This window comes from Pseudomonas sp. (assembly GCF_050739655.1).
In the GTDB taxonomy this organism is placed as follows: Bacteria; Pseudomonadota; Gammaproteobacteria; order Pseudomonadales; family Pseudomonadaceae; genus Aquipseudomonas.
Genome location: NZ_JBOIBY010000547.1, coordinates 1 through 14,183 on the forward strand (window position 1 = coordinate 1; position 14,183 = coordinate 14,183).

Sequence of the window (14,183 nt, forward strand, 5' to 3'; positions counted from 1 at the left end):
TGTGGGAGCGGGCTTGCTCGCGAATGCGGTGTGTCAGTCAGCGTAAATGTCGACTGATCTACCGCATTCGCGAGCAAGCCCGCTCCCACATTTTTTACTGCATTTCAAGCCTGGGACTTATCAGTCCACTTTCTCGAACTTCAAATCCCAAACCCCATGCCCGAGTCGCTCGCCGCGACGTTCGAACTTGGTGATCGGCCGCTCGGCCGGGCGCGGGACGCATTTGCCATCTTCCGCCAGGTTGCGGTAGCCAGGGGCGACGTTCATTACTTCCAGCATGTACTCGGCATACGGTTCCCAGTCGGTGGCCATGTGCAGGATGCCGCCCACTTTGAGCTTGCTGCGCACCAGTTCCGCGAAGGAAGCCTGGACGATGCGGCGCTTGTGGTGGCGGCTCTTGTGCCATGGGTCGGGGAAGAACAGCATCAGGCGGTCGAGGCTGTTGTCGGCGATGCAGCGGTTGAGCACTTCGATCGCGTCGCAGTCGTAGACCCGCAGGTTGGTCAGGCCCTGAGTCAGCACGCCGTTAAGCAGCGCGCCGACACCCGGACGGTGTACTTCAACCCCGATAAAATCCTGCTCCGGCGAAGCCGCGGCCATTTCCAGCAGGGAATGGCCCATGCCGAAGCCAATCTCCAGGGAGCGTGGTGCCGAGCGGCCAAACACCTGGTCGTAATCCACCGGCGCGTCTGCCAGCGGCAGGACGAACAGCGGCGTGCCCTGCTCCAGGCCCTTTTGCTGGCCCTCGGTCATGCGACCGGCGCGCATCACAAAACTCTTGATGCGGCGGTGCTTGGACTCGTCGCCTTCTTCCAGGGTGTTCGGCGTTTCGTTTGATTCAGTCATCAATGGCTCTTACTTGATCAGACCATCCAGCGGCGAGGAGGCGCTGGCGTAAAGTTTTTTCGGCATGCGCCCGGCGAGGTACGCCAGGCGGCCGGCGACGATTGCGTGTTGCATGGCTTCGGCCATCATGATCGGCTGCTGGGCATGGGCGATGGCCGAGTTCATCAGCACCGCATCGCAACCCAGTTCCATGGCGATGGTGGCGTCGGAGGCAGTGCCCACGCCCGCATCCACCAGCACCGGGATCTTGGCTTCTTCAAGGATGATCTGCAGGTTGTACGGATTGCAGATACCCAGGCCGGAACCGATCAGACCGGCCAGCGGCATCACCGCGATGCAGCCGATTTCGGCCAGTTGGCGGGCGATGATCGGGTCGTCGCTGGTGTAGACCATCACGTCGAAGCCTTCCTTGACCAGGGTCTCGGCGGCCTTGAGGGTTTCGATCACGTTGGGGAACAGGGTTTTCTGGTCGGCCAGCACTTCCAGCTTCACCAGGTTGTGGCCGTCGAGCAGCTCACGGGCCAGGCGGCAGGTGCGCACGGCTTCGATGGCGTCGTAGCAACCGGCGGTGTTCGGCAGGAAGGTGTAGCGATCCGGCGACAGCACTTCGAGCAGGTTCGGCTCGCCCTCGATCTGGCCGAGGTTGGTGCGGCGCACGGCGAAAGTAACGATCTCGGCGCCCGAGGCTTCGATGGCCAGGCGGGTTTCTTCCATGTCGCGGTACTTGCCGGTGCCGACCAGCAGACGCGACTGGAAGGTACGACCGGCCAGGACGAAAGGCTTGTCGCTACGAACGATGCTCATGGGAAATCCTCGAGTTGGGGTGAGGTTCTGCAGAATGCGGGTTGGCGCCCTGGAGCGCCGGACGGCTAGCCGCCGCCGATGGCGTGGACCACTTCGACCTGGTCACCCTCGGTGAGCGCGGTCTCGACGTGCTGGCTACGCGGGACGATATCCTGGTTGAGCTCCACTGCGACGCGGCGTCCGGTCAAGTCCAGACGGGTCAGCAGGGCCGCAACGGTTTCACCGTCGGGCAGTTCAAAGGGTTCGCCGTTCAACTGAATGCGCATGCCACGGGCCGCCATCGTTTTTAGGGGCCAGCATTCTAGCGTGATTGGCGTTGCTGGCCCAAGCCCCTTGGTCAGGCAGCCTGTAGACGCCACGCCGCCAAACCGAGGAAGAACCAGCCCAGCAGGAACGCCAGGCCACCAAACGGGGTGATGATGCCGAGCTTGCTGATGCCGGTCATGGTCAGCACATACAGGCTGCCGGAGAACAGCAGGATGCCCACGGCAAAGGACACCCCCGCCCACGTCACCAGCCTGCCCGGAATGTGCGCCGCCAACAGTGCCACGCCGAACAGCGCCAGGGTGTGCACCAACTGGTAGGTCACGCCGGTGTGGAAAATCGCCAGGTACTCGGCGCTCAGGCGGTTTTTCAGGCCGTGGGCGGCAAACGCGCCCAGGGCGACGCCGGTGAAACCGAAAAAGGCAGCCAGCATCAGAAAGCCACGCAACATGAGGAACTCCAGTCAGACTGAGGGGGCAGGGTCTGTATAATGGCCCGCTCAACGGGTTCGGCCAAGCCATCTCTATGCTGCGTCTCCTCTTCAAGCGTTTTCTCAAAGCCCTCAAGTGGTTTGCCACCGGCAGCGTGCTGCTGGTGCTGCTGTTCCGTTTCGTGCCACCACCGGGCACTGCGCTGATGGTTGAGCGCAAGGTCGAGTCCTGGGTCGACGGCGAGCCGATTGACGTACAGCGCACGTGGGTGCCGTGGGATCAGATCTCCGACGAACTGAAAGTGGCGGTGATGGCCGGCGAAGACCAGCGCTTCCCGCAACATTGGGGTTTTGATTTCGGCGCGATCCAGGCGGCATTGCAGCATAACGAGCGTGGCGGTTCGATTCGTGGCGCCAGCACCTTGAGCCAGCAGGTATCGAAGAACCTGTTTTTATGGACCGGCCGCAGCTATTTCCGCAAGGGCCTGGAAGCCTGGTTTACCGGGCTGATCGAGATTCTCTGGCCCAAGCAGCGAATTCTTGAGGTGTACCTCAACAGCGTGGAGTGGGATGAAGGCGTGTTCGGCGCCGAAGCGGCGGCGCGGCATCACTTTGGGGTGAGCGCCAAGGCGCTGACCCGCCAGCAGGCCAGCTACCTGGCGGCGGTGTTGCCTAACCCGCGGGTGTGGAGTGCCAGCCATCCAACGTCGTATGTCGCGCGACGGGCGGCGTGGATTCGGCAGCAGATGAGTCAGTTGGGTGGCGACAGCTATTTGAATGAGCTGAACAACTCGCGCAAGGCGCCTTGGGCTGACTGACACCCCACAAAACAAATGTGGGAGCGGGCTTGCTCGCGAAAGCGGTGTGCCAGTCAATACCTTAGGTGACTGATCCACCGCTTTCGCGAGCAAGCCCGCTCCCACATTTCGATCGCGCTGTCCTAGCTACCTGTGTCAGGCGGCGATCGACAGTTTCAGCTTGTTCATCGCACTCTTCTCGAGCTGACGAATCCGCTCGGCCGACACGTTGTACTTCTGCGCCAGGTCGTGCAGCGTGGCTTTTTCTTCTGCCAGCCAGCGCTGATAGAGGATGTCACGACTGCGATCGTCCAGCACTTCCAGCGCTTCGTGCAGGTTGTGGTTGGAGTTGTCGCTCCAGTCGGCATCTTCCAGTTGACGGGCTGGGTCGTACCGGTGGTCTTCCAGATAGTTGGCCGGCGATTGGAAAGCGCTGTCGTCGTCGGCTTCGGCAGCCGGGTCGAAAGCCATGTCATGGCCCGTCAGGCGACTTTCCATCTCGCGCACTTCCCGAGGCTCTACACCCAGGCTTTCCGCCACACGATGGACTTCCTCGTTGTTCAGCCAGGCCAGACGTTTTTTCTGGCTACGCAGGTTGAAGAACAGCTTGCGCTGGGCCTTGGTGGTCGCGACTTTCACAATGCGCCAGTTGCGCAGGATGAACTCGTGAATTTCAGCCTTGATCCAGTGCACGGCAAAGGACACCAGGCGCACGCCCATTTCAGGGTTGAAGCGTTTCACCGCCTTCATCAGGCCGACGTTACCTTCCTGGATCAGGTCAGCCTGAGCCAGACCGTAGCCGGAATAGCTACGGGCTATATGAACGACAAAACGCAGGTGGGCGAGCACCATCTGCCGAGCCGCCTCAAGATCCTGCTCATAATAGAGACTCTCGGCCAGTTCACGCTCCTGCTCCGGCGTCAGCAATGGAATGCTGTTCACCGTGTGCACATAGGCCTCCAGGTTCGCACCCGGGACCAGAGCATATGCAGGCTGCAAAGAATTGGTCATACGAAAAAACCTCCGACTTACATAACTCGTGCAGTTCAGCACTGCGAAAATTGACCGGAAACCGCAAAACAAGTTCCCATAAACACTGAAAGGTCAATACGAGCAAAATGATATTACTTGGGCGCCAGCTCCCTCAAATGGCGAGCGACTGCAATCCATGCACCGATATACCCCAACAGCACCGCGCCTAGCAAGAGAGACAGACCGTCGGCGACTGGCACTCCAGCCAGCGCAAAGTCGCTGCCGTACAAGCCGGCCAGCCCAACCACTGCGTCGTTCAACCAATCAAGGCCGAACGCCAGCACACCCCAGGATAGAATCCCCGCACCGAAGCCATAAAGCGCGCCCATATATAGAAAAGGCCTGCGTACATAGCTGTCAGTGCCGCCGACCAGTTTAATCACTTCTATCTCTGTGCGGCGGTTTTCAATATGAAGACGAATGGTATTACCTATCACCAAAAGTAATGCAGAAACCAGAAGCACAGTCAGACCGAAGACAAAACGGTCGCCCAGCTTGAGGATGGCTGCCAGACGCTCGACCCAGACTAGATCAAGCTGCGCCTGTTGTACCTTCGGAAGCTCGGATAGTTTTTGTCTTAATGCTTCAAGTGCGGGCTTATCGACTTCGTTCGGTGTCACCAGGACCACGCCGGGCAGCGGGTTTTCCGGCAACTCCTTCAGCGCCTCGCCCAGACCGGACTGCTGCTGGAATTCTTCGAGCGCCTGATCCCGCCCTACGAACTCGGCATCCGCCACACCTGGCATGCCCTTGATCTGTTCGCGCAGCGACTCACCTTCAGCCGGGGTGGATTCAAGTTGCAGGTACAGGGAAATCTGCGCCGCGCGCTGCCAGGAACCACCCAGACGCTCGACGTTACTTAGCAAAAGTGACAGCCCCATGGGCAGACTCAGCGCAACCGCCATCACCATGCAGGTGAAAAAGCTGCCGATGGGTTGTTTGCCCAGGCGTCGCAGGCTGTCCATCAGACTGGCGCGATGGCTTTCGATCCAGGCGCGCAGCAGCGTAGCGAAGTCCGGGCCGTCATCGTCGTCGTGTTTTTTCTTGGTAGGTTGCGGATCGGCGGCTTTTGGAGCCACGCGCTCGGAAACCTTCGGACTGCGTGTCGCACTCATTCGGCAGCCTCCCCGTCGCCGATCAATCGGCCGCGTTGCAAGGTCAACATGCGGTGGCGCATGCGAGCAATCAGAGCCAGGTCGTGACTGGCGATCAGCACGCTGGTGCCCAGACGATTGATGTCTTCAAATACACCCATGATTTCCGCCGCCAGACGCGGATCGAGGTTACCCGTCGGCTCATCCGCCAACAGCAAGGCCGGGCGGTGGACGATGGCGCGGGCGATGCCGACCCGCTGCTGCTGACCGGTGGACAGGTCGCCAGGGTACAAAGCGGACTTGTCCGAGAGCGCCACGCGCTCCAGCGCCGAATCTACACGCTTGGCGATTTCGGCTTTGGACAGACCCAGAATCTGCAACGGCAGTGCGATGTTGTTGAACACAGTGCGATCGAACAGCAACTGGTGGTTCTGGAACACCACGCCGATCTGACGGCGCAGGAATGGAATCTGTGCGTTGCTGATGGTGCTCAGGTCTTGTCCGGCCAGCAGCAGCTTGCCGCTTGTAGGGCGCTCCATGGCCAGCAGCAACCGCAACAAGGTGCTTTTACCGGCACCGGAATGGCCGGTAACAAACAAAAACTCGCCCCGACGGACTCGAAAGCTCAGCTCATGCAAGCCGACGTGACCGTTCGGATAGCGCTTACCGACCTGTTCGAAACGAATCATGAACGCTCCCGCTCGGCAAACAGTGCCTGGACAAAGGGTTCAGCTTCAAATGTGCGCAAATCGTCGATGCCCTCACCGACGCCGATGTAGCGAATCGGCAAGCCAAACTGCTTGGCCAGGGCAAAAATCACCCCGCCCTTGGCGGTGCCGTCCAGCTTGGTCAGCGCCAGGCCGGTCAGTTCGACGGTCTGGTTGAATTGCTTGGCCTGGTTGATGGCGTTCTGACCCGTGCCAGCGTCAAGCACCAGCAACACTTCGTGGGGGGCATCGGCGTCGAGCTTGCCGATCACCCGGCGAACCTTTTTCAGTTCTTCCATCAGATTGTCTTTGGTGTGCAGTCGACCGGCGGTGTCGGCGATCAGCACATCGATGCCACGGGCCTTGGCAGCCTGTACGGCGTCGAAGATCACCGAAGCCGAGTCAGCACCGGTGTGCTGGGCGATGACCGGGATTTTGTTGCGCTCACCCCAAACCTGCAATTGCTCGACCGCGGCAGCGCGGAAGGTGTCGCCGGCAGCGAGCATGACTTTCTTGCCCTCCAGTTGCAGCTTCTTCGCCAGCTTGCCGATGGTGGTGGTTTTGCCGGCGCCGTTGACGCCGACCACCAGAATCACGAACGGTTTGTTCTGCGAGGCGATCTTCAGCGGCTGTTCGACCGGCTTGAGCATCGCAGCCAGTTCGCCCTGCAAGGATTTGTAGAGTGCATCGGAATCGGCCAGTTCTTTGCGCGCGACCTTCTGGGTCAGGCGCTGGATGATCACCGAAGTGGCCTCTACACCAACGTCGGCGGTCAGCAGACGGGTTTCAAGATCATCGAACAGATCGTCATCAATGGCTTTCTTGCCCAGGAACAGGCTGGCCATGCCTTCGCCGATACTGGCGCTGGTCTTGGAGAGGCCTTGCTTGAGGCGAGCGAAGAAACCGGTTTTGGCTTCTTCGGTGCGTACCGGCTCGACCGGGGTTTCGACCGGTGCGGCGACAACGGGGGTGATTACAGGTGCAGGTGCAGGTGCAGGCTCGGGCATCTGAACTACCGGCGCTACCGGCGCAACGAATGCCGGAACCACTGACTCGGGAGCGGCCTGAACAACAGGCTCTACGACAGGTTCTATAACCGGAACCTGAACCGGCTCAGGCGCCAACGCAGTCGGAGCAGGAATCGGCGGCGTCACATGCGGCGCCAGCTCATCTTCGACCAGCGCCACCGGCTCTTCCGCCACCGGCAAGGTCAGCCAAGGCTCGGCGACCGGGGTCAGCGGCAGCTCGGCTGCGATTTCGGTTTGCGACTCGACAACCGGTTGCAGCACCGGCTCGGCGATTGGCAACACGACCGGTGCGAGCTCTGCATCTATAACCGGCGCAGGTGATGGCTCAGGAATTGGCTGTGGCTGTTCGACGACGGGTTCCTGCGGCTTTTGGCGCAGCCATCCGAACAGGCTTTTTTTCTCGCCAGCCGCAGCTGGGGTCTTCTTGTCGTCGTTGGAACCAAACATGGAGGACGGCTATCTCACGGTAGCGACGCGCCAACGGGCGCCCCGGTAAATAAAAATTCGATGCAGAACAGACTGCGTTTGACCCAGCTTGTTCACGCGCAACATTTTGTCGAGGTGCTCATCGGCGCCTCAAGGAATCGATTTCTCATTGGACTAAAGCAGCAAAATCGGCGAAAAAGCAGAAATCAGGTGATAAATATCCACCTTTCGTCGCAAACCCTTTCAACCTGATCAAGCATAAAGGCCTGATAGGCGTGGCCGCCGCTAAAACGGATCAGTATCCTAGCACCCTCTCGCCCGCCGACGCTAAGACCAAGCGGGCAGCCCAACAGGTTTAAACACGAATGAATGCTCTAGCCCGCCGTGCCGCAGGCCTGCTGCTCAGCACAGTTTGTCTGCCCCTTTCGGCCCTGGCTGCCGACCCGCAACCGACCCACGAATTCACCCTCGACAACGGCTTGAAGGTCGTCGTGCGCGAAGACCATCGTGCGCCGGTGGTGGTCTCGCAGGTCTGGTACAAGGTTGGTTCCAGCTACGAAACACCTGGCCAGACCGGCCTTTCCCACGCCCTGGAGCACATGATGTTCAAGGGCAGCGAGAAAGTCGGCCCTGGTGAAGCGTCGTTGATCCTGCGCGACCTTGGCGCCGAAGAAAACGCCTTCACCAGCGACGACTTCACTGCGTACTACCAGGTCCTGGCCCGCGACCGCCTGGGCGTGGCCTTCGAACTGGAAGCCGACCGCATGGCGAGCCTGCGCCTGCCGCCCGACGAGTTCGCCCGCGAGATCGAAGTCATCAAGGAAGAGCGACGTCTGCGCACCGACGACAAACCGATGTCCAAGGCCTACGAGCGCTTCAAGGCCATGGCCTACCCGGCCAGCGGCTATCACACGCCAACCATCGGCTGGATGGCTGACCTGGATCGCATGAAGGTCGAGGAGCTGCGTCACTGGTACGAATCCTGGTACGTGCCGAACAATGCCACGCTGGTGGTGGTCGGCGACGTGACGCCGGATGAAGTCAAAACCCTGGCCCAACGCTACTTCGGCCCGATCGCCAAGCGAGCTGTGCCATCGGCAAAGATCCCGCTTGAATTGGCCGAACCCGGCGAACGCCAGATCACCCTGCACGTGAAGACTCAGTTGCCCAGCCTGATGCTGGCGTTCAACGTGCCGAGCATCGCTACTGCCGAAGACAAACGTTCGGTGAATGCCTTGCGCCTGATTTCGGCCCTGCTCGACGGCGGGTACAGCGCACGTATTCCGACACAACTGGAGCGTGGTGAAGAACTGGTGTCCGGCGGCTCTTCAAGCTACGACGCTTATACCCGTGGTGACAGCCTGTTCACCCTGTCGGCAACGCCCAACAGCCAGAAGAAAAAAACCATGGCCCAGGCCGAAGCCGGCTTGTGGAAGCTGCTCGAACAGTTGAAAACCACCGCGCCGACCACTGAAGAACTGGAACGTGTGCGAGCGCAGGTCATCGCCGGCCTCGTTTATGAGCGCGACTCGATCACCAGCCAGGCCACCGCCATCGGCCAGCTGGAAACCGTCGGCCTGTCCTGGAAGCTGATGGACACCGAACTTACCGATCTGGAAAGCGTGACACCGCAAGACATCCAGAAAGCCGCCAAGCTGTATTTCACCCGCGAGCGTCTCAGCATCGCCCATGTACTGCCGGAGGAGACGACTCATGAGTGAGCGTAAAACACCGCGCCTGGCTCTGCTGGGCCTGATCGCTGTCGCCCTGATCGGGTCCGCTGCGTTCTATTTTTCGAAAACCGAAAACTCCAATGCCAGCGAAGCGCTCGACAAAGCCAAGGCCAGCCAGAAGTTGCAATCGCTGACCGAGCTTAACGGCAAGGCTCCAAGCCACCGCAAACTCGACGTGCAAACCTGGAACACCGCCGAAGGCGCCAAGGTGCTGTTCGTCGAGGCCCGCGAACTGCCCATGTTTGACATGCGCCTGATTTTTGCCGCGGGCAGCAGCCAGGACGGCGATGCGCCTGGCCTGGCACTGTTGACCAACGCGATGCTCAACGAAGGCGTGGCTGGCAAAGACGTCAGCGCCATTGCCCAGGGCTTCGAGGGACTGGGTGCCGACTTCGGCAACGGTGCCTATAAAGACATGGCGGTTGCATCGCTGCGCAGCCTCAGCGCCGCGGACAAGCGTGAGCCGGCATTGAAGCTGTTCTCTGAAGTCGTCGGTAAACCGACCTTCCCCGCCGATTCGTTTACCCGCATCAAAAACCAGATGCTCGCCGGCTTCGAGTACCAGAAACAGAACCCCGGCAAACTGGCCAGCCTTGAGCTGATGAACCGCTTGTATGGCGATCATCCGTACGCACACCCCAGTGATGGCACGGCGAAAACCGTTCCGGCTGTCACCTTGGCACAGCTGCGCGCATTCCACGAAAAAGCCTATGCGGCGGGCAACGTGGTGATTGCACTGGTGGGCGACTTGTCCCGCGCCGAAGCCGAGGCTATTGCGGCGCAGGTGTCCGCGGCCCTGCCCAAAGGCCCGGCGCTGCCGAAGATCAGCCAACCAGCTGAGCCCAAGGCCAGCATCGGCCACATCGAGTTCCCGTCCAAGCAGACCAACCTGATGCTCGCGCAACTGGGCATCGACCGCGATGATCCGGATTACGCCGCACTGTCCATGGGCAACCAGATCCTCGGCGGTGGCGGTTTCGGCACTCGACTGATGAGCGAAGTACGCGAGAAACGCGGCCTGGCTTATGGCGTTTATTCGGGCTTCACCCCGATGCAGGCGCGCGGCCCGTTCATGATCAACCTGCAAACCCGCGCCGAAATGAGCGAGGGCACGCTGAAACTGGTGCAGGACGTGCTGGCGGACTACCTTAAGACCGGCCCGACCGAAAAAGAACTCGACGACGCCAAGCGTGAACTGGCCGGCAGCTTCCCGCTGTCCACCGCCAGCAACGCCGATATCGTCGGTCAACTGGGCGCCATTGGTTTCTACGACCTGCCACTCAGTCATCTGGAAGACTTCATGCAACAGTCCCAGAATCTGACCGTCGAGCAGGTCAAAGCGGCCATGAACAAACATCTGAGCACGGACAAAATGGTCATCGTCAGCGCTGGCCCGACCGTGCCGCAAAAGCCGTTACCGGCCCCTACTGATAAACCTGCCGAGCAACCGCTCGGGGTTCCGGAGCATTAATGGCTACTTCACGCCCTAAAAAACCTGTCCACAACGTGCATAACGGTGTGAACCAACTGCGCATCATCGGCGGCGAATGGCGCAGCCGTAAGTTGAGCTTCCCTGACGCCCCGGGCCTGCGCCCGACACCGGACCGCGTGCGCGAAACACTGTTCAACTGGCTCGCCCCTTATGTTCCAGGCGCCAAGGTATTGGACCCCTTCGCAGGCAGCGGCGCGTTGTTCCTCGAAGCCTTGTCCCGTGGCGCCGCCATGGGCCAGGCACTGGACGCCAGCAGCCTCGCCGTCTCGAGCCTCAAGGAACACCTGGGCACGCTGCGCTGCACCACCGGCCACGTCCAGACTGCCGACGCCCTGCGCTATCTGGAAACCCAGACCGCAACGGCATACGACCTGGTGTTCCTCGACCCGCCGTTCAACCAGAACCTGTTGCCCGCCGTTTGCGCCTTGCTCGAAGAACGTCAATGGCTGGCCGAAGATGCCTGGGTGTACACCGAGAGCGAAAGCGCACCCTCGACACTCGGCTTGCCGGGCAACTGGCGCCTGCACCGGGAGCAAAAATCCGGGCGGGTCTATTATTCGTTATGGCAACGTATGGCAGAGATCGCCGGTTAATCGACCGGCCTGTACAAGGCGCGCGCCTGCGCAGGCGTGCGTCGTTGCATCGAGAACTATCGTGTCCCATCCGCCAGTACGCTTCACCCCTGCCTTAGGCCTCGGCAACCCGCACTTGCAAACCTTGTGGGGGCCGCTATGGCGCAAAACCACGCACATCGAACGCGAACGTGAGCGCCTGTGGCTCGAGGATGGTGACTTCCTCGACCTCGACTGGCACGGCCCGCACAGTGCCGACGCGCCTCTGGTGTTGGTGCTGCACGGCCTGACCGGTTCATCCAACTCGCCTTATGTAGCCGGAATGCAAAAAGCGCTGGGCGACCAGGGTTGGGCCAGCGTCGCGCTGAACTGGCGCGGCTGTTCGGGCGAACCCAATCTGCTGCCACGCAGCTACCATTCCGGCGCCAGTGAAGACCTGGCCGAAGCCATCAAGCACCTGCGGGCCAAGCGCCCACTCGCGCCGTTATATGCGGTGGGCTATTCGCTGGGCGGCAATGTCCTGCTTAAGCATTTGGGCGAAACCGGCATCGACAGCGGGGTACTTGGCGCCGTGGCGGTATCGGTGCCGTTTCGGTTGGATCAGTGCGCCGACCGTATCGGCCAGGGTTTTTCCAAGGTCTACCAGGCCCATTTCATGCGCGAGATGCTCGCCTACATCAAGAACAAGCAGCGCCAGTTCCAACAGGATGGTCGCGAGGAAGGGCTGGCCGCATTGGCGGCACTTGGCTCGCTGGAAAACATGCGCACGTTCTGGGATTTCGATGGGCGAGTGACCGCACCCTTGAATGGTTTCATTGATGCGCACGACTACTACCGCCGGGCATCGAGTCGCTACTTCCTCGGCGAGATCCGTACGCCAACCCTGATCATTCACGCAGCCGATGACCCCTTCGTGTTTCCCCACAGCCTGCCACTGGCGCAAGAGTTGTCGGGCTGCACGCAATTTGAATTGCAGACCAAGGGCGGACACGTCGGGTTCGTCGACGGCACATTCCGGCAACCGGGGTATTACCTGGAACGTCGCATCCCGCAGTGGCTGTCCACCGTGGGTCGCGAGTAGACCGTGGGCAACGATCAGGGCGAGTCCATCCACTTCTGGCAAACCGCGCCGCTGGCCGGGGTCGAGCTGTTGTCCGCGCGTTATATCAATCACCGCTTCGCCCCCCATGTGCATGACGGCTATGTGATCGGCATGATCATGGCGGGTGCCCAGCGCTATCGATATCGCGGCGCCGAACACCTGGCAGGCAGTGGCACGCTGGTGTTGATCAACCCTGACGAACTGCACACAGGCCACAAGGGGACGGAGGACGGCTGGCTGTACCGGGCGTTTTATCCGGACAGCGGGCAGATCCTGTCACTGCTGGCCGAACTTGAACTGCCCACCCACAACCCGCCGGCATTCGGTGCCACGCTGTATCGTGACCCTGATCTGGTGAGCGGTTTCTGCCAATTGCATCGTCTACTGGAAAGTCCGTCCACCGCCCTGCAACAGCAGACGGCCTGGCGGGAGCTGACGCTGTCGTTGCTGCAGCGTCATGCGGCGGTTGGCGAAGCCAGCAAACCAGGCAAGGAACACCGGGCAGTGACGCGTGCCAAGGAACTGTTGCACTCACAACTGGCGGCACCGCCCTCGCTGGAAGAACTGGCGGCGGCCGTCAACCTCTCACCCTTCCACTTCGCCCGCGTATTTCGCCGCGCCACCGGCATGCCGCCGCACACCTGGCTGATGCAACAGCGCATCGCCCGGGCGAGGACCTTGTTGCAAGGAGGGTGTTTACCGCTGGAAGTGGCGACACAGCTGGGGTTTGCCGACCAGAGTCATCTGAGTCGGCAGTTCAAGCAGGTGTATGGCGTTGGGCCGAGCGCCTATCGCAGCGCCCGCCTTTAGAAGCGAAAAGATCGCAGCCTGCGGCAGCTCCTACAGGGAAACGCATTCCCATGTGTAGGAGTTGCCGCAGGCTGCGATCTTTTGATCTTGAATCCTTATTCGCCCGTAGCAATCCCGCGCGCCGGATCGTTGATCCACTCACTCCAAGATCCCGCATACAACGAGGCCAACGGATAACCCGCCAGGCACAGTGCAAACAGGTTATGGCAAGCCGTCACGCCGGAACCGCAATAGGCCACGAGATCGTTCGGCGAGCGATTACCAAGCTTCGCGGCAAATCGCTGCTTGAGCTGATCGGCCGGAAGGAAACGCCCATCGCTGCCCAGATTGTCGGTAAATGCCGCACATTGCGCGCCGGGAATGTGCCCGGCAACCGGATCGATCGGCTCCACTTCGCCTTTGAAGCGCGGCAACGCTCGAGCATCGAGCAAGGTCAGCTCTGGTTGAGCGAGGCGCTTTTGCAGTTGTTCGGCACTGAGCAGCAACGCAGCATCAGGAGTGCCATTGAACGTGCCACGGACGATCGACGGCGCATCCAGACTCAACGGCAAACCCGCTGCATGCCAGGCCTTGAGCCCACCATCGAGAATGAACACACCATCACGCTTGCCCAGCCAGGCCAGCAACCACCATGCCCGCGCTGCATAGGCACCCGGGCCGTCGTCATACAAAACCACTTCGCTGTCGGCGTTGATGCCCCAGGCTTGCAGACGCTCGATCAACTCGGCCGGTTCAGGCAATGGATGACGGCCGGTCATACCCTTGACCACTTTCCCGCTCAGATCACGTTCGAGATCGGCAAAGCTCGATCCGGCGATATGCCCTTGGGCGTAGCTGCGCTGACCGTAATCCGGGTCTTCAAGGGCAAAACGACAATCCAGAATCACCAGCCCCGGCTGATCCTTTTTCAGGTCCAGTGCTTGTGGGCTAATCAGTTGCGCAATGGGCATAACGGGCTCCTGTGGTGGTAATGCCATTCACTCAAACCTGTAAACGCCGCGACCATTCAGGATGCTCGCGTCATCGTTAACGTTTTTCGCGAGCAA

Annotated in this window: 15 protein-coding genes; 6 read left to right on the top strand and 9 right to left on the bottom strand. The window is 60.7% G+C overall.

Annotated features, from left to right (window positions below; translation table 11 throughout):
- Positions 1-120: 120 nt before the first annotated feature.
- The 4 genes from trmB to ACRESJ_RS26160 all read right to left on the bottom strand — a co-directional run bounded on the left by trmB (position 121) and on the right by ACRESJ_RS26160 (position 2,365).
- Positions 121-846, bottom strand: a complete 726-nt coding sequence (gene trmB / locus ACRESJ_RS26145; protein ID WP_003213778.1) for a tRNA (guanosine(46)-N7)-methyltransferase TrmB — start codon at positions 844-846, stop codon at positions 121-123.
- A 9-nt stretch (positions 847-855) separates the two neighbouring features.
- A complete protein-coding gene (locus ACRESJ_RS26150; RefSeq protein WP_093204048.1) occupies positions 856-1,650 on the bottom strand; it encodes a thiazole synthase in 795 nt (264 codons plus the stop codon).
- A gap of 65 nt (positions 1,651-1,715) precedes the next feature.
- Positions 1,716-1,916, bottom strand: coding sequence for a sulfur carrier protein ThiS (gene thiS / locus ACRESJ_RS26155; protein ID WP_008434168.1), 201 nt, complete (start codon positions 1,914-1,916; stop codon positions 1,716-1,718).
- 71 nt (positions 1,917-1,987) lie between these two features.
- Positions 1,988-2,365, bottom strand: a complete 378-nt coding sequence (locus tag ACRESJ_RS26160) for a DUF423 domain-containing protein (protein WP_003213781.1) — start codon at positions 2,363-2,365, stop codon at positions 1,988-1,990.
- A gap of 74 nt (positions 2,366-2,439) precedes the next feature.
- On the opposite strand from ACRESJ_RS26160, the gene mtgA reads away from it, so the two are divergent.
- Positions 2,440-3,162, top strand: coding sequence for a monofunctional biosynthetic peptidoglycan transglycosylase (gene mtgA, locus ACRESJ_RS26165; RefSeq protein ID WP_301051573.1), 723 nt, complete (start codon positions 2,440-2,442; stop codon positions 3,160-3,162).
- A gap of 135 nt (positions 3,163-3,297) precedes the next feature.
- Here mtgA and rpoH read toward each other — a convergent pair whose 3' ends face one another.
- From rpoH to ftsY, 4 genes are all read right to left on the bottom strand, one after another.
- Positions 3,298-4,152 (bottom strand): RNA polymerase sigma factor RpoH, encoded by an 855-nt coding sequence (rpoH, locus tag ACRESJ_RS26170; protein WP_047534555.1) that lies wholly within the window; start codon positions 4,150-4,152, stop codon positions 3,298-3,300.
- Positions 4,153-4,265: 113 nt separating this feature from the next.
- Complete coding sequence (gene ftsX / locus ACRESJ_RS26175) at positions 4,266-5,288, bottom strand: permease-like cell division protein FtsX (RefSeq protein WP_431760451.1); 1,023 nt, start codon at positions 5,286-5,288, stop codon at positions 4,266-4,268.
- Positions 5,285-5,956 (bottom strand): cell division ATP-binding protein FtsE, encoded by a 672-nt coding sequence (ftsE, locus tag ACRESJ_RS26180; protein WP_431760452.1) that lies wholly within the window; start codon positions 5,954-5,956, stop codon positions 5,285-5,287. Before ftsE ends, ftsX begins: the two co-directional genes overlap by 4 nt.
- On the bottom strand, positions 5,953-7,449 hold the full coding sequence (gene ftsY / locus ACRESJ_RS26185; protein ID WP_431760453.1) for a signal recognition particle-docking protein FtsY: 1,497 nt from the start codon (positions 7,447-7,449) through the stop codon (positions 5,953-5,955). Before ftsY ends, ftsE begins: the two co-directional genes overlap by 4 nt.
- Before the next feature lie 344 nt (positions 7,450-7,793).
- Here ftsY and ACRESJ_RS26190 point away from each other — a divergent pair, with 344 nt between their 5' ends.
- The 5 genes from ACRESJ_RS26190 (at position 7,794) to ACRESJ_RS26210 (ending at position 13,137) form a co-directional block, all read left to right on the top strand.
- Positions 7,794-9,149, top strand: a complete 1,356-nt coding sequence (locus tag ACRESJ_RS26190) for a M16 family metallopeptidase (protein ID WP_431760454.1) — start codon at positions 7,794-7,796, stop codon at positions 9,147-9,149.
- Entirely contained in the window at positions 9,142-10,632 is a 1,491-nt protein-coding gene (locus ACRESJ_RS26195; RefSeq protein WP_431760455.1) for a M16 family metallopeptidase, read from the top strand. Before ACRESJ_RS26190 ends, ACRESJ_RS26195 begins: the two co-directional genes overlap by 8 nt.
- Positions 10,632-11,246 (top strand): 16S rRNA (guanine(966)-N(2))-methyltransferase RsmD, encoded by a 615-nt coding sequence (gene rsmD, locus ACRESJ_RS26200; protein ID WP_431760456.1) that lies wholly within the window; start codon positions 10,632-10,634, stop codon positions 11,244-11,246. Before ACRESJ_RS26195 ends, rsmD begins: the two co-directional genes overlap by 1 nt.
- A gap of 61 nt (positions 11,247-11,307) precedes the next feature.
- On the top strand, positions 11,308-12,306 hold the full coding sequence (locus ACRESJ_RS26205; protein ID WP_431760457.1) for a hydrolase: 999 nt from the start codon (positions 11,308-11,310) through the stop codon (positions 12,304-12,306).
- Between the two features lie 3 nt (positions 12,307-12,309).
- Positions 12,310-13,137, top strand: coding sequence for an AraC family ligand binding domain-containing protein (locus ACRESJ_RS26210; RefSeq protein ID WP_431760458.1), 828 nt, complete (start codon positions 12,310-12,312; stop codon positions 13,135-13,137).
- A 95-nt stretch (positions 13,138-13,232) separates the two neighbouring features.
- Here the strand turns inward: ACRESJ_RS26210 and ACRESJ_RS26215 are convergent, their stop codons facing one another.
- The gene (locus tag ACRESJ_RS26215; RefSeq protein ID WP_431760459.1) at positions 13,233-14,087 is read right to left on the bottom strand and encodes a sulfurtransferase; all 855 of its coding nucleotides are present in this window, start codon (positions 14,085-14,087) and stop codon (positions 13,233-13,235) included.
- Between the last annotated feature and the right edge of the window lie 96 nt (positions 14,088-14,183).